Source organism: Paenibacillus taichungensis (genome assembly GCF_003287275.1).
GTDB lineage: Bacteria > Bacillota > Bacilli > Paenibacillales > Paenibacillaceae > Paenibacillus > Paenibacillus taichungensis_A.
Window position 1 is genome coordinate 25,363 of record NZ_QEVW01000019.1, and the last position, 15,913, is coordinate 41,275.

General features: G+C 46.0%; 13 protein-coding genes. 11 read left to right on the forward strand and 2 right to left on the reverse strand.

Going from position 1 to position 15,913, the window contains the following annotated elements:
* Positions 1-224 precede the first annotated feature (224 nt).
* The 6 genes from DC345_RS25430 (at position 225) to DC345_RS25455 (ending at position 6,297) form a co-directional block, all read left to right on the forward strand.
* Positions 225-1,307 carry a hemolysin family protein gene (locus tag DC345_RS25430; protein ID WP_113055584.1) on the forward strand — a complete coding sequence of 361 codons (1,083 nt, stop codon included), beginning with the start codon at positions 225-227 and terminating at the stop codon, positions 1,305-1,307.
* 297 nt (positions 1,308-1,604) lie between these two features.
* Positions 1,605-2,555, forward strand: coding sequence for a ring-cleaving dioxygenase (locus tag DC345_RS25435; RefSeq protein ID WP_397333752.1), 951 nt, complete (start codon positions 1,605-1,607; stop codon positions 2,553-2,555).
* Positions 2,556-2,569: 14 nt separating this feature from the next.
* Positions 2,570-3,175 carry an alpha/beta hydrolase gene (locus DC345_RS25440; RefSeq protein WP_113055689.1) on the forward strand — a complete coding sequence of 202 codons (606 nt, stop codon included), beginning with the start codon at positions 2,570-2,572 and terminating at the stop codon, positions 3,173-3,175.
* Positions 3,176-3,445: 270 nt separating this feature from the next.
* Positions 3,446-4,330 carry an alpha/beta fold hydrolase gene (locus tag DC345_RS25445; protein ID WP_113055585.1) on the forward strand — a complete coding sequence of 295 codons (885 nt, stop codon included), beginning with the start codon at positions 3,446-3,448 and terminating at the stop codon, positions 4,328-4,330.
* Positions 4,331-4,399: 69 nt separating this feature from the next.
* On the forward strand, positions 4,400-5,692 hold the full coding sequence (gene ilvA / locus DC345_RS25450) for a threonine ammonia-lyase IlvA (RefSeq protein WP_113055586.1): 1,293 nt from the start codon (positions 4,400-4,402) through the stop codon (positions 5,690-5,692).
* The gene (locus DC345_RS25455) at positions 5,692-6,297 is read left to right on the forward strand and encodes a GNAT family N-acetyltransferase (RefSeq protein ID WP_113055587.1); all 606 of its coding nucleotides are present in this window, start codon (positions 5,692-5,694) and stop codon (positions 6,295-6,297) included. The genes ilvA and DC345_RS25455 overlap by 1 nt, the downstream gene beginning before the upstream one ends.
* Positions 6,298-6,387: 90 nt before the next feature.
* On the opposite strand, the gene DC345_RS25460 is transcribed toward DC345_RS25455, so the two are convergent.
* Positions 6,388-7,353, reverse strand: coding sequence for a hypothetical protein (locus tag DC345_RS25460; RefSeq protein WP_113055588.1), 966 nt, complete (start codon positions 7,351-7,353; stop codon positions 6,388-6,390).
* Positions 7,354-7,640: 287 nt separating this feature from the next.
* On the opposite strand from DC345_RS25460, the gene DC345_RS25465 reads away from it, so the two are divergent.
* Together DC345_RS25465 and DC345_RS25470 are read left to right on the forward strand one after the other, a co-directional pair.
* Positions 7,641-10,814, forward strand: a complete 3,174-nt coding sequence (locus DC345_RS25465) for a copper amine oxidase N-terminal domain-containing protein (protein ID WP_181586732.1) — start codon at positions 7,641-7,643, stop codon at positions 10,812-10,814.
* Positions 10,815-11,065: 251 nt separating this feature from the next.
* Positions 11,066-11,983 carry an AraC family transcriptional regulator gene (locus DC345_RS25470; protein WP_113055590.1) on the forward strand — a complete coding sequence of 306 codons (918 nt, stop codon included), beginning with the start codon at positions 11,066-11,068 and terminating at the stop codon, positions 11,981-11,983.
* A gap of 320 nt (positions 11,984-12,303) precedes the next feature.
* Here the strand turns inward: DC345_RS25470 and DC345_RS25475 are convergent, their stop codons facing one another.
* Positions 12,304-13,137 carry a DUF1129 family protein gene (locus DC345_RS25475; protein ID WP_113055591.1) on the reverse strand — a complete coding sequence of 278 codons (834 nt, stop codon included), beginning with the start codon at positions 13,135-13,137 and terminating at the stop codon, positions 12,304-12,306.
* Between the two features lie 414 nt (positions 13,138-13,551).
* Here DC345_RS25475 and DC345_RS25480 point away from each other — a divergent pair, with 414 nt between their 5' ends.
* The 3 genes from DC345_RS25480 to DC345_RS25490 all read left to right on the forward strand — a co-directional run bounded on the left by DC345_RS25480 (position 13,552) and on the right by DC345_RS25490 (position 15,824).
* The gene (locus tag DC345_RS25480; protein ID WP_113055592.1) at positions 13,552-13,788 is read left to right on the forward strand and encodes a hypothetical protein; all 237 of its coding nucleotides are present in this window, start codon (positions 13,552-13,554) and stop codon (positions 13,786-13,788) included.
* A gap of 239 nt (positions 13,789-14,027) precedes the next feature.
* On the forward strand, positions 14,028-14,858 hold the full coding sequence (locus tag DC345_RS25485) for an alpha/beta hydrolase (protein WP_113055593.1): 831 nt from the start codon (positions 14,028-14,030) through the stop codon (positions 14,856-14,858).
* Positions 14,859-15,038: 180 nt separating this feature from the next.
* Positions 15,039-15,824, forward strand: coding sequence for a DODA-type extradiol aromatic ring-opening family dioxygenase (locus tag DC345_RS25490; protein ID WP_079697187.1), 786 nt, complete (start codon positions 15,039-15,041; stop codon positions 15,822-15,824).
* Positions 15,825-15,913: the final 89 nt, after the last annotated feature.

Below are 15,913 nucleotides of genomic sequence, written 5' to 3' on the forward strand. Positions count from 1 at the left end.
TCAGAATTTAAATGTTTTGGCAACGTAGCAGTGTAGGGGACGGAATCAATTCTGAAGAAGCGTAGCGTTCGCGTTTGCAAACCAATTTTAAACCTTTGAAAACAACAATCAGGGAAATTTGGAGGCAATGGCGATCGGAAGAACGAGCCGTCACCGGAACGTCACTTGTGCAAGCTTAATATAAATTTTACTTGGAGGTGAATCCCTCATATTGAGGGAAATCATTGGACGGAATAATAGCCTTAAACTTATTTTTAGTAGCCGTATTTATCGGACTGACCGCTTTTTTCGTTGGAGCGGAATTTGCAATTCTGAAAGTACGGATGTCCCGAATAGATCAGTTGATCCTGGAAGGGAACAAAAAAGCGGTATTGGCCAAAAAAGTGGCTCACAATCTGGATTATTATCTATCTGCGTGTCAATTGGGTATCACGATCACGGCACTGGTATTGGGTGCGTTGGGTGAACCCACTGTTGAGAAAATGCTGCATCCGCTGTTTGAGCGACTGGAAGTCCCAGCGGCGTTGTCTACGGTACTTTCGTACGGGATTGCCCTGGCAATTATCACGTTCCTGCATGTCGTTATTGGTGAATTGGCACCGAAAACACTTGCGATCCAGTTTGCAGAGAAGATGACACTATTGCTTGCACCACCGCTGTACTGGTTTGGTAAGATCATGAATCCGTTTATCTACGCGCTGAATGGGGCTGCCCGTCTATTGCTTGGTATCTTTGGAATAAAACCTGCCGGTCACGATACAGTTCACTCCGAAGAGGAGCTGAAGCTGATTATGGCGCAAAGTTATGAGAGTGGAGAAATTAATCAGACAGAGCTGGACTACCTCAAAAACATATTTGCTTTTGATGAACGTCTGCTTCAGGAGATTATGATCCGCAAAGAAAAAATCGTTACGCTGGACAAAGAAATGCCGCTGGATCGTATGATCGAGGTTCTAAAGCAGCATGAATATACACGTTTCCCGGTGATTGAAAAAGGAAATCAGGATCACTTCGTTGGATTTATCCATACAAAGGAAATGCTCACGAGTGTTGCCGCAGGCCGGGATTTCAACATGGATACGTTTGTACACGACATGTTAAAATTTTCGGAGTTATCGCCGATTAAGGATGTCTTGGTCCAGATGCAGCAAAGTCGTTCCCATATCGCAACAGTGCATAATACAGAAGGGGAAACAGTTGGTCTGGTTACGATGGAGGATATTCTTGAAGAAATTGTTGGAGATATCAAGGACGAGTATGATGGCAAAGATCTGGTTCAACCGACTAAGCGATTAAAATTAACCTAAAAGTAATGCGAGATTATAAGGATCGATCTTGTGCGGCGGCAATTGAATAAGATTCAAGGAAGACAGGTTTCCGAGTGATCGGGGCCTGTTTTTTTGCCCATCTCAGTATACTCAAGCGGCATTCAGCAGGTTAAAGCCTAGATATATCTTAACTTTAAAACAAAAGCTTGCTTATTTAGTCCTAATGGATTAATATAAATTTAAAGAATCTTAATTTAAAGATAAATAACAAAAAGCGAAGCATAACAAACTGCTAAATATAACAATGAACTAAATAAAACCAAGGGAGTGGAGATTATGTTCAGAACTTCAGGAATCCATCACGTTACGGCTTTTGTAGATGATGCACAGAAAAATGTTGATTTTTACGCAGGTGTATTGGCACTGAGACTGGTGAAAAAAACGATTAACTTTGATGCACCGGATGTGTACCATCTGTATTATGGCAATGAGGATGGCGCACCTGGCACCATCATCACTTTCTTCCCTCAGCAGAATGCCAGAAGAGGTGTCATCGGCGCAGGACAGACGGGGGTAACCGTATATGCGATTCCGGTGGGCAGTCTGCCATTCTGGAAAGAACGTCTGACATCCTTCGATATTCCATTTGAAAATAAAACAAGATTTGGCGAACAGTACATTCGCTTCTTCGATAAAGGCGGTCTCTTGCTCGAATTGGTCGAGCGTGAAGGAGGTCAGCCAAGCCATTGGTCATTCAACGGTGTACCGTCGGAACATGCCATCAAAGGTTTTGGTGGAGCTGTATTATTCAGCCATGTACCTGACAAAACAACAGATGTGCTGACAACGATGCTCGGTCTGGAGCAGGTAGGAGAAGAGGATGGGATCATTCGTCTTCAGGCGAGTGGTGATATCGGGCAACTGATCGACATTCAATCGACTGGAATCCAGCGAGGAATTGGTGGAGCAGGCACGGTTCACCATATCGCATGGCGTGCAAAAGATTATGTCGAGCACGAACAAATGCAGCAGGAGCTTCAAAATGCGGGATATCATCCAACGCCGGTCATTGACCGTCAGTACTTTAACGCTGTGTATTTCCGGGAACCGGGAGGTATACTGTTTGAATTGGCGACTGATCCTCCAGGTTTTGCACGGGATGAACCACAGGACAGCATGGGCCAAAAGCTGATGTTGCCTGAATGGTATGAACCACAACGTGAGCAGATTGAACAGTTGCTGCCACCTATTCAAGTACGTGAATGGAAAGGAGAGTCCAAATCATGAGTACTATCAATACAATGAAACATATTTATAAAGCAGGTTCTCAGCCAGATGCACCCACCTTTTTGTTGCTGCACGGGACAGGTGGAACGGAGAACGATCTGGTAGGTCTGGCCGAAATGATCGCGCCAGGAGCAGGTATTCTGGGTGTGCGTGGTAACGTATCCGAAAATGGAATGCCCCGTTTCTTCCGCCGTTTGGCGGAAGGGGTGTTTGACGAAGAGGATCTCATTGCACGGACAGCGGAATTGGGTTCTTTTGTGGATGCAGCTGCTGTTCAGTATGGCTTTGATCGTGCCAATGTCTTCGCACTGGGCTACTCCAACGGAGCAAATATCGCAGCAAGTCTGATTTTCCATCAGGCTGACGTATTTAAAGGGGCGATTCTTCACCATCCGATGGTACCGCTCCGCGGTTTGGAACTGCCAGAACTGAAAGGGCTGCCTGTATTTATCGGAGCAGGAGAGAACGATCCAATTGTGCAGAAACGAGAAACGGATGAACTCGCTTCACTGCTTAGTGGAGCAGGCGCAGCCGTGCACATGCACTGGGAGCGTCAGGGGCATCAGTTGACCCGTACCGAGGCGGAATCTGCTGCGGCGTGGTTTAAGACTCAGGCTTAAAAAATTTGAATGGCTGCTTAAATACTTCTTTTAAAAGGGATGTCCCATATGTCATGAAAATGACGGGGACACCCCTTTTTTGCCGTTTTTAAGGTTTAACGAACCGAGCAGCATGCTACTATTGCCAATTTCCAACGATCCACTTTTTAATGAATCAGAGCGACACTATGCCTTGTCCTAGAGTGTGGAATAATCTATAATCAAGTAATTGATAATCATTTTCAATTAGATTCGGTTTGTTATGACTATGCGTGTAATCAGGAGGGGAAGATGAAGCCTAACCATAGCTCACATTCTTTTGGTTCAAGTGCATTTATTCAGACTCGGGATGGTCGCAAACTACATTATATGTCCAGAGGAACAGGCGATCTGACCGTTGTATTTGAGTCCGGTATGGGCTTCTCACGATCGACTTGGGGGCTGGTAGCACCGGCTGTTGCTAAACATGCATGTGCCGTCGTGTACGACAGGTCGGGGACAGGACGAAGTGAAGTCGATTCGTCTGCGCGCAATCTCCGTAGAATAGCAGAAGACCTTGACGATCTGCTGACTGCATTGGGGCCTGGTCCGTTTATATTGGTAGGGCACAGCTGGGGAGGCCCCATTGTACGAGCAGCTGCGGCCTCGAACCTGTCACGATTAAGGGGAATCATCCTGGTTGATCCTTCAGACGAGCATTGCCAATTGTACTTTTCCAAAGCAGCCCAATTCAATTTTGCCTTGAACAGTCTCCTAATTCCACTCATGGCACGTACAGGATTGTACAGATTAGTTGGCAGCAGACCTGGAAGTGTACAGCCTGACGATGTTGTCAGCGATCACCGTGCAGAAGATTTTACTGTACAGGCGGCCAGGACAATGGTTGCGGAGTCGAAACCTTTTCTGAATGACTTGGCTTCCTTGCTGGTTACTCCTCTCGATCTTGGTGATTTAGAGGTCAGCATCATCTCAGGTACGAAAACAGGCATGGGAGAACGTAAAATAAGACCTGCTATTATCGAGGCACACCACCGGACTGTGAGTACTTTAACGAATGCAAAATGGATTGGAGCTGATCAATCCAGCCATATGGTCATGTTTACAGATCCACAGGTCATTGTTGATGAAATATTGCGAATGGTAAATGGTTCGAGCTCAGGCGCAAGAACTGAATAAAAGTGATACAATAAAAAGAAAAAGCAATGCTTGCATTGCCAACCAAGATAAGCGGAGTGTGGATAAGAGATGAAACCAGTGGAACAAGAACCAACGGGAACTGCCAATCCCGGCCGTACCGGTGTTGGCATGGAAGATATCGTGCGCGCACATCATGTGCTGCGTGAAGTCATTGTAAGAACGCCTTTGCAGCGGGATGCTGTATTGTCGGCCAAATATAACTGTAATGTGTATCTTAAACGGGAAGACCTGCAGGTAGTACGTTCGTTTAAAATTCGCGGAGCTTACAACATGATTCGTAGTCTGACTCCAGCTGAACTGGAGAAAGGCATTGTCTGTGCGAGCGCGGGCAACCATGCGCAGGGCGTTGCTTTTTCCTGTAACGCGCTTAGCATCCACGGTAAGATCTTCATGCCGAGCACAACTCCAAACCAGAAGGTGAAACAGGTACGTCGATTTGGTGGAGATAATGTTGAAGTTGTGCTGACAGGTGATACGTATGACGATGCTTATGAAGAAGCTATGCGTGCGTGTAATGAACAGGGCATGACGTTTATCCATCCGTTCGACCAGCCGAAGATCATTGCGGGTAATGGTACGGTAGCGATGGAGATTATGGAGAGTCTGGATGAAAAAGCGGATTATGTATTTGTCACAATCGGTGGTGGCGGTCTGGCTGCTGGCGTTGGAACCTATATGAAGACGGTTAGCCCGGAAACCCGCATTATTGGCGTAGAACCACTTGGTGCGGCTTCCATGAGTGAGGCCATGTTCCGCAAGCAGGTTGTCACGTTGGATGATATTGATAAATTCGTGGATGGTGCTGCGGTAAAACGCGTTGGTGACCTGACCTTCGACATCTGTAGCGGCACGTTGGATGACATCCTGAAAGTGCCTGAAGGCAAAGCCTGCACCACCATTTTGGAGCTATATAATGAAAATGCGATTGTTGTGGAGCCTGCTGGTTCATTGGCGGTTGCTGCACTCGAGCAGTATCGCGAACAAATTGCGGGCAAGACGGTTGTCTGTGTAATCAGCGGCGGCAACAATGATATCGATCGGATGCAGGAAATCAAAGAACGTTCGCTGATTTATGAAGGTCTGAAATATTATTTCATGGTCAATTTCCCACAGCGTGCGGGAGCTTTGCGTGAATTCCTTGTGGAAGTACTGGGACCCAATGACGACATTGCCCGTTTTGAATATACGAAGAAGCATGATAAGGAAAATGGACCTGCCTTGGTGGGCATCGAGTTGATGTACAAGGAAGATTACCAGCCGCTGATTGAACGTATGAATCGTAAAGGTCTCGCGTATACCGAGCTGAACAAAAATCTCAATCTGTTCAACATGTTAATCTGATGAATTATTCCAATGTGAAGTCGGACCGTAGTGAGGCGCAGCCTCTGTTGAGACCTGCTCGCATAGAAGATGCGGCACAAGTCATCCCTCTGCTTTATCAGGCGATTGGTGATATTGCTTATTCTCTGGCGGGTGAAGGGGTGCATGAGAAAGCGATGCAGATACTGCAGCAATTTTACGTGCAGGAAGACAATCGGATCAGTTATCGCAATATAACGGTAATGGAGCAGAACGAACAGGTCGCTGGAATACTGGTGGCATATGATGGCGGTGAAGCAGATCGTTTGGATCAGCCAATTCTGGATCGGCCTGGTCGGAGTACAGATGAGAAATATACGTTGGTCAAAGAAACCCGTCCCGGGGAGTATTATCTGGATACTCTCTCCGTAAGCGAAGCGTATCAGGGGCAGGGGATCGGCAAGGCATTGATGGCTGCTTTTGAGCAGCAGGGCAGGGAACTGGGACACTCACAGGTGTCCCTCATTGTTGAACGTGACAATGGCCGGGCCTTGATGCTGTACGAACGGCAGGGCTATATCAAGGATGAAGTGATTGTCATTGCTGGACATGAGTATAACCATATGGTCAAGCCAATTCAACGATAGAATCAAAAAGAAGACCGACATGGGAGCGATCCTGTGTCGGTCTTCTTTTGCGTTCTTTATGTGCATTAGGTGATTAATATCATGAATTATTTAATAGCCGGTATCAGCCTTGGTCGGAACATTCTGTTCCAGCCATTTCTCCACAGCAGCTGTTTTCTCATATTTCGCTTCCTTAACCACATCCATAAAGGCATCCAGCTTGGTGAGGAATTCACTATCGACGGATGCAAGACGCTGCAAGACGCCGTTGTAGCCTCTTTGGGCGTTCGCAACCATTTTGTTCGTATCATAATCAAACAGCGGTGTGTTGTTCAGCCCATAAAAGGTATACAGGGTATAACTGTTCAACAAATCCTGCACCTGCTTGGCCCGATTCGATTTCGGATAAAGCTCCAGGAATCTTTCCTGGCTGAGTGCTCGAAGGAGAATTTCCTGGTAGCCAATGACCAGAGCACCGTCATCCGCAGGCAAGTTTTTCGTTTCCTTCGTCATGATCATGATGTAGCTTGAGATATCTTCTGTAATATCAGAGGTATATTTCACGAGTGCCGCATAATTCATAATGGGATAGAGGGAGCCTTCGAGCATGACGAGGCGATAGCCGCTGTCACGGGCTTCTTTTAACAGTACACGCAGATCAGAGTCCTGAGTACGCTCCATAAGTTTGGTGAAGCTGTCATTCATTTGGTATACCTTGAGCATCTTGGCCTGAATGTTAGGAACGAGCAGACGGTCCGTCATGGCGGTTAGAGCCTTCAGACGTGCATTCTCCAATTGAAGCACCATCAGGGTGGCATGATGCGTTGTTACTTTTTTGATATTGGATTCGAGAAAGGTGTCAGCGGCGGGTAAGCCGTTCTTTTTTTTGAGCATGGACTGAAATGTTTTATATATGGCGGTTGAACTGCTGGTAGTTACTTTGGTATCCGGGCTTGAAGGAGCTGCGGTAGCGAGTTCAGGTGTAACTGCAGTTCCTGTAAAGATTGCAGCAATGGTAAGGACTGTGATGAAGAATCGAGCCCCTTTGCGTTGGCCAGATAAAGACGATGATGTCATCTGTGTGAACCTCCCGTAATTTAAAAGATAGTAGGTTGTTATTCACTATACATTAAACGAAATTGGAAAGGATGTTGTTGCGGAATAATGACAAATTCTTCTGTTATTTTTAACCTTTGGAGGGTAGATGGTATAAGGACATTTCTGCGAAAATATTTTTTGTGGGATTGGAAACTTTTACTGATGTTCATACGTCTTAGATGTGCACAGGAAATTACAGGAATAAATTGAAATTCAAAAAAGATCACATTTTAACTCAAACAATGAAGAGAATGGGGATATTGGATATGAAGAAAGCGGGAGGACGTCAAGTGAAAAAGGTGATGTCAGCACTGGCCGTATCGGCTATGTTGATGTCTGCACTACCAACGTCGGTTATGGATGCAGCTGCGAGAATTAGTATATATATCAACGATGCGGAGCTTTCGTCCGCACAGGCACCTGTCATGAAAGGTGGACGTGTACTGGTTCCGTTGCGGTCCATTTTTGAAGGATTAGATGCCACTGTACAGTACACCAACAAAACCAAAACGATCACGGCGAACCGGGGAGATCAGGAAGTTTCACTGACGCTGGGTTCCAAAACGGCTTACATCAACGGCGAAGCGGTAGCGCTAGATGTACCTGCAAATACCATCAAGGGAAACACAATGGTTCCAATTCGTTTTGTCAGTGAAGCTTTTGGGGAGAAAGTATTCTGGAATTCCCGCAATCAGCGGGTAGATATCAAAACAACGTCCACACCTCCTGTAGATGAGACGAAATATGCAGCATGGAACATTTACGGTTCAGTATCCGGAAGTAATGGGGATGGTCGTGATCTGACTGTAAGCTTCACACGCCCGACGTCCGAAAAAGCTGTATCCCAGTATCGTGTGATGCTGGTGAAAACCCGTGATGTAAACAGCTTTAATGAGTCTTCGGCATCAGTCGTGCCATCCGGTAATTACACAGCCATTTCTCCAAATGGCACTGATCCAAGATTGACGCTGAATTCTCAGACACGCGACGTGAACGGGGATTTGTTAAACACAAGTGAAACCTATCGTCTGTACGTACTTACAATAGGGAACAGCAACAACAGCTACAAAAATCTGCTGGCGTGGTCTTCCCAGTCCTTGAAATTAAACAATGTGAAAACAACGGTGCAGCCTGTCACAGGTCTGAAGATCGCAGATATCAGTGATTATGGCGATGGACGTGACCTGGAAATTAACTTCACACAGCCGAGTACAACATCAAATATTACGTATTACCGTGCTTTTGTAGTTAAGGCGAAAGACGCTTCTTCATTTAATCTGACTACGGCAAATAATGTGTCCAGTTCTAATTCAACCATTATTTATAAAGGCAACAGCACAGCGGTCAAAACCCAGTTAAGTTCCTCGACACGTGATACATCCGGGGAATTGATCAAAAACGGCACATCCTATGTCGTGTATATTGTATCTGTGAGCTCCAATGCGGCAACTGCAGACAATAAACTGTCCACAGTATCCTCTTCGCTCACGCTGGGCGTAAACACAGCAACGGCACCAGTTATCACATCAGTGAGAGATAATTCGGATTATGGAGACGGTCGTGACATTCAGGTGAGCTTCAACCGTTCATCCGATGAATCCAAAGTTGCTAATTATCGAATTTTCGTAGTGCGTAACTCGGTATCCAGCAGCTTTAATCTGACTACGGCGAGCAATCTGTCTTCCAGCTTGTACTATAACGTGAACAAAACAGGAAACAATATTACAACAACACTGCCATCCTCCATGAAGGACACAAGTGGTTATAACGTAACAAATCTGCAAGACTACCGGATCTATGTTATGGCTGTAGGCAACCAGCAGAATGGATATACCAATGCGCTGTCTTCGTCGTCGACGTTGTTGAGACTGACAACGAATAGTAATGCTGGAGTCGCAAGTAATATTGGGGTTGCTGATGTGAGTGATTACGGCGATGGACGCGATCTTCGGGTTTCGTTTACCAGAGCTTCAGATGAATCCAATGTTTCTGCGTATCGTGTATATGTTGTCCGTTCCGGCAATGCAGGCAGCTTCACACTGAGTGCGGCTAACGCATCGAACAATTATTATCAGGTGAGCAAAACGGGTGGAAATCAGTCATTTACCCTCCCTAACTATATGGTGGATACCAACGGTTACACAGTTTCCAATAACAATAACTATCGCGTGTTTGTCCTGTCGGTAAGCACAAGTGGAAACTCCAGTCAGAATGCTTTATCTTCTTATTCTTCACAGATTATGTTGACTGCCAATGCAGCTGTGACTGCACCGAGCAATGTGGTGGCAACGGATATTGGGGATAACGGCAATGGTAGTGATCTGCGTGTGACATTCAATCGTTCGACAGATGAGACGAATGTGAGTCACTATCGGGTGTTTGTGGTGAAATCGACAAATACGAGCTTTAATCTGACATATGCGAACTCAGTTAGCAGTGCGAATTATAAGTATGTAAGCAAAAATGGAAACAACCAGACTGTTAATTTTACAAATGAGAAAACCGTGGACGGCAGTGATATTGTGAATGGTGTGGGCTATCGTGTGTATGTCATGGCAGTGAATAACAACGCTTCTCTTGCCAATGCATTGTCTTCAGGCTCGGGAGTAATCACATTGACTTCCAATACGGCTGTAGCCGCAGTGAGTAATGTAAATGCAACTGTGAAAGATCAGGGGCAATTAGGAAATTCTTCGGATGTGAAAATTACTTTCAACAAACCATCCAGCGAAAATGGTATTGCCAGCTATCGTGTTTTGATTGTGCCTGCAAGCCAGGTAAGTGGTTTTAATACAAGTTCTGCACTTGGGATCACCTATAGTATTGATATCAATAAAAACGATGCAGGAAATCCAATTGTATTAAACAATGGTCACCGGGATATTAACGGGAGTGGACTTGTTGTGGGGCAGAAATATAGAGTGTTTGTCTTGTCCGTATCAGATAGTACTGCACGTGCTTCCAATCTATCCGCTGCTTCTAATGAATTTAATATCTTTGCACAAGCTACTGAAGTAAAAACAGCAACGATTAATGAACTTCGAAATACTAGTTCAGCAACGGATGCAAGTTACAAGGTGCTATTCAATAAAGCATCAGATGAAACTGGAATATCCCAATATCGACTTTTTATTGTTAAAGGCTCAGATAGTCTGAATGCAATCACGGCAAGCTCAAACAACAACTATAGAGTTATTTCTCCGGAAGAACTTTTGGCGGGGGAAATTAACCTGACTTCAGGTATTAAGGATTCAACTGGAACTAACATTGCGGTTGGAAATGAATACAAAGCATATATTTTGTCTGTTGCTGGAAATACAACAACCTATACTAGTGCCCTTTCTGCTCCATCTGGTACAGTTATGTTGCAAACAGTTGCGCCGGTAACTCAAGTTCAAACGCCACAACCAAATGCTGGTTCTACCAATCCGGTCCAGTGACGCCACACTTCAGACCTAAAATAAATATTATGAAGTAACTACATCAACAGAAGAAGCTCTCTTTCCAACATGGAAGGGAGCTTCTTCTGTTCGTTGAACCAAGGTCAGTTCAAAATAGAATTTACACCATAGAGGAGAATCATTAATTTTAAAAATCCTGTCACTAAAAAGGTTCCTTTGGCCGTTGCTGCAACAAGGCAAACCGATGGATAATAGGAGAAAGAAGAGCATGATCCGAAAGGAATGATGGGATGCTTGCATTTCGCTTAACCGGCCTGCCGGATTCCCGGTTGCCTCTGTATCTGTATTGTGTGGGAACACAAGAAGAGAAAGTTCATTTTAGACCGGATGGATTTCCGGTGTATCAGCTTTTTTTATTACGCAGCGGCAAAGGGGAATTTAAGGTTCCAGGTGAAGGAGCATGGACAGTATCGGCAGGTGAACTGTTCGTGATCGAACCTGGGGTGGCCCATGAGTATATTCCGCATTCCAAAACACACGGGGAGCTCGGATATATCGGCATTGGCGGAGAGGCGGCGGGAGTAGTGCTTCGGTCCGCGGGACTGTTGCCAATGGGGTCACGGAGCTTGTCCAGATTTGATGAGTTCTGGTCTCGAGTGGCGGACATCTGGCATTCCCTGGACAGTGGCATGACAGAAATGTGGAGCAGCTCAACAATCATCTATCAGCTTATTCTGGATATTTCACAGTCCATCTTCCCGCTTCATGATGCGACAGAAGAGCGAGAAGCAAGGAGTAGGTCTTTAACACGTTCTGAGCGCGAGTCGGAATCGGCAAATGAAGCATTCACTCGAGCAGTGTCGCTGATGCATACACACTACCAGGATGATCTGCTGTTGAAGCATATAGCTGAAGCCGTTGGTTATTCGGTGCAGCACCTGAACCGATTATTTCACCAGAGACATGGGGTGACAGGACATCAGTACATGCAGCGATTGCGTTTGCAGAAGGCATCGGAATGGTTGGACAAACACCCACGCGCAAGTGTAAGAGAGGCTGCGGAGACGGTTGGTATGGAAGTGAACTACTTTATCCGCATGTATAAGCGAGAATTCGGAGAGACCCCGGGCAAGGAGATCAAGCATCGCATTCAGCTCAAAATGGAGAGAGACTCTACGGGTCCTGTGGATCGTCTGTATGAAGTATGACAAGGTCATCCTTTCGGATATGGATTCAGTTTCAAACGAGCTACTGGCCGTAATATAAGGTTACTTATGAGTTGTAGTAAGTGATTACCTTTACCTATGCTAGATAAAAAGCATTATGAGGTTTCCTATACGTCTGAAAATAAAAAATAGCTGTCGAGAACTTCTCAACAGCTGGTTGAGGGCCATTATGGCCCTTTTTTTAACACACGATATTCTATCTCATCACCGAATTGTCGCACTTCACTTGTAATTCATCTTCGCACATCACATAACTGTACGATATACCCAATGATGCTGCCCCACAAAGGGCATCAGCATCCTTATGCTTTCTTTTGTCCAAATAGTGGTCTCAACGTAGCCAATCCCACAATCCCGATTACAAGACTAATCCACGGAGCCAGCGTAAAAACGGGAAGGCTGTCACGCAGCGGATATCCTACAAATAGGACAAGCACAACGATAACGATATAGATGACGATTCCGCGCAGATTAACCTGTGGCCGGGCAGTCTTGTCTGCTCCCTGATCGTCCGGCCGTTCAGCAAGGCGACGAAGCATTTCAACCAGTGCAATACCTCCAACCGCCGCAACGATCAAGGAGAACAGGCTAATATGGCTAAATGGTTCCGTATCTCCACCCGTCCAGCCAATAAATAGCCCAACCGCACCTTGAATCAGCATGACAAAAGACAAAGCTGCCCAGGAGATCATGAAGTACCATTTGGGCGTCCGTTTCACTTGATCCGGAGTCTCCACAGGTTGGGCTTCAACTGCTTCTGTTTTCTTGGCTGACGTACTGGTTTTATTGGATTTGCTTCCGCCCCGTACGGCCGTACTTGAAGTTCTGGATGAGTCCATATTTGATTCACCAGCAGTTACGGACGGATTATTGTCTGCTACACCTAGTTGTGAATAGATATCCTTTTGCATATCAGGTCCATATAACTCACGAGCAGGCTTGCCGTCACGCTGAGCTTGTACGATGGCTCTTCCAGCCGAGAGAATCCATTCTTCCTGCGTTCTCTCATCGGCAGGTGCTTGACGCGCAATGGTGCTAATCTGATCAAACAGTTTTACATGTTCCGGTGTCATTTTACTCATTTCGGTCATTTGCCGATTCTGTATTTCTTTCAACTTTTTATAGGAAATCCCCAATGATTGCTCCCCCTGTCTACACACGTTCTGATCCCCGGTGAATCTGGAGACCCTGACGGTATTTTAGTATACGGGAAGGGCTCTCGTTTCGCAAAGTCATTCCTTATAAAACAACTGTTTACGATTCGACCATAGCCCTGCGCAGGCCAGAATGACACATGTGCAAAGCAGAACCAGTTTTCCGTGACTACGAATCCATTCCAAGATGTGTTCCATGAATTCAACCCTTTCGCCAGAAGGAATCGGAGGCAAATGTTGGCTATGATATATTGCTTAGGTTCTCCTTGGTTCGCCATTAATATGCGTAACTGCTCGTCCAGTTCTAACGATTGTGTGAAGAATGAATAAAGTACAGCCGATTCCACCACAATAGTAGCATTTCCAACAGAAACCAGGGATTGGAGTGTGGCAGGAATGGATCAACAAACGGATAAACTAACTAGGAAGCTGCTGCTGAACAGCAACTCCCGTGGAGTAAGGGATGAGGTTGTGCCAATGGATGAGACGTTGGAGGAAGCTGAATACGCGGAAGATTACACAGAAGGAACATTCCAATCAGGGAGTTTCTGGGGGAATTCGAATTCAGCTCATGATCATGAATGGCAGGGTCGAGTGGAGACCCATGAGATGTTCCGTCGCAGTTATGAGTAGTGGCTTAAAGTATTAGGAATGACTCGAGTCAGCTGTTGCCAGCTTGGCTCATTTTTTTTGCGAAATTGCCGATAAAATGTAGACAAGGTACGTCTCGAAATGGACATTTCCTCTCGTTGACTTGAGGTTCACAGGATGATAATATACTAATATCACTTTAATACACATTAAACTTATCGGATTTATATATAATTAACAAAATGAACATGAGCAGGGAAGAATGGAAAGGGGAAATGGGCATGGAGCGTCAGATCAGTATTCGTCATGGGCAGGAAGAATTAACAGCCACGATTCATTATCCGGTCGTCAAAGACATCAAGGAGGGAAATCACCAACAGCGCGTGCCTCTTGCTGTTATCTGCCACGGATTCGTAGGAAGTCGGATCGGTGTAGATCGTCTGTTTGTGAAGACCGCCCGTGAGCTGGCCGAAGATGGGTATTTGGTGCTGCGCTTCGATTACATCGGCTGCGGGGAGAGCAGTGGTGAGTACGGAGCTGAAGGACTAGAATCCATGATTAACCAAACACGTTCTGTGCTGGACTATGCGGTAAACTGCAGTGATGTAGATCCAACCCGTGTAACGCTGATCGGTCATAGTCTGGGTGGAGCTGTTGCTCTGCTGACTGCTGTCCGTGACAAACGCGTCAAGAATCTCGTCATGTGGTCATCCGTAGGATACCCGTTCAATGATATCGTGAAGATTACGGGACGTGATGTGTACGATGAAGGGGTGAAGCTGGGGTCGGCTGATTATCTCGGCTACAAGTTTACACCAGCATTCTTTGAATCACTGGCTGAACATCAGCCATTCCAGGAAGCCGTTAAATTTAATGGGGATGTTCTGGTGGTGCACGGCACGTCGGATGAGATCATTCCTGTCGATTACGCATTCCTATATCAAAAGGTATTCTGGATGCGCCAGGAAGGCCGCTGCGACAAGGAGATTATTTTCCAGGGCGATCATACCTTCTCTTCCGGTAAAGAGCGTGAACAGCTAATTACGCGTACGAGAGAATGGCTGGGAGAACGTCAGAAGATCGAACAGGATTGGCAGCACTGGATGATCTAAGAGAGGTTGAATATCAATCTTTATCCTTAGGCTGGAACATTCTTTATCCAACATGGCTTGGTCCATAAGGCAACATGCGCGTCCAGATTGCATCTGATTGGGATGTTAGCTTGGAAAAGCGCCTTCTTCGGGGTAAAATAGAAGGGTAAGCATCCTATCCGTGTCTGGAGGTTGGCAGCAATGACATTACCCGCACTATTCATTGCGCATGGTTCTCCCGCTCTGGCGGTGGAGAGCAATGACTACACTCACTTTTTGAACCAGCTTGGAGACAGGCTGCCGGCTCCGAAAGCCATTGTTGTATTTACGGCGCATTGGGATCGTCCCGAACCGTCCGTGACAATGGATGATACACATCAGACCTTGCATGATTTTTACGGATTTCCCTCTAATATGTATACAATGAATTACCCTGCGCCTGGTCAGCCAGACCTTGCGAATGAGATCTGCGCTCTGTTCACCCGTAGTAATCTTCCACATCAACCGGTTCGAGGCCGGGGATTGGATCACGGGGTATGGGTACCGCTGTTACACATGTATCCAGAGGCCAATATTCCTGTTATTGCGGTATCTGTCGATTCGCTGCGTTCCCCGCAGGAACAGTATGATATTGGGCGGATGCTGGAGCAGCTGCGTCATGATAATGTGCTGATCATTGGCAGCGGCGGAACGGTTCATAACTTGCGCATGCTTGGCAGCAATGATGAACCCCAAGACTGGGCAGTGGAATTCGATAACTGGATTGGCGAGCGGCTTGAACAGTGGAATACGAGAGAGCTGTTTCAATATGACAAAAAAGCGCCACATGCCCGCACGGCGGTTCCATCTTATGGGACGGAGCACATTGCGCCTTTGTTCTATGCCATGGGTACGGCTGATATGTCACGATCTGCAAAGCGTCTATTCCAGTCGTATCCTTATGGTACGCTCAGTTTAAACTGCTGGCAGTTTGGTGACGGCGTATAACTTGGAACAGACAAGAGTATGTGAACAATTCTTTTTGTTTTATTTTGCAAATACACCTAGTTCATCGACCAGCAGGACTTAGGTTATGA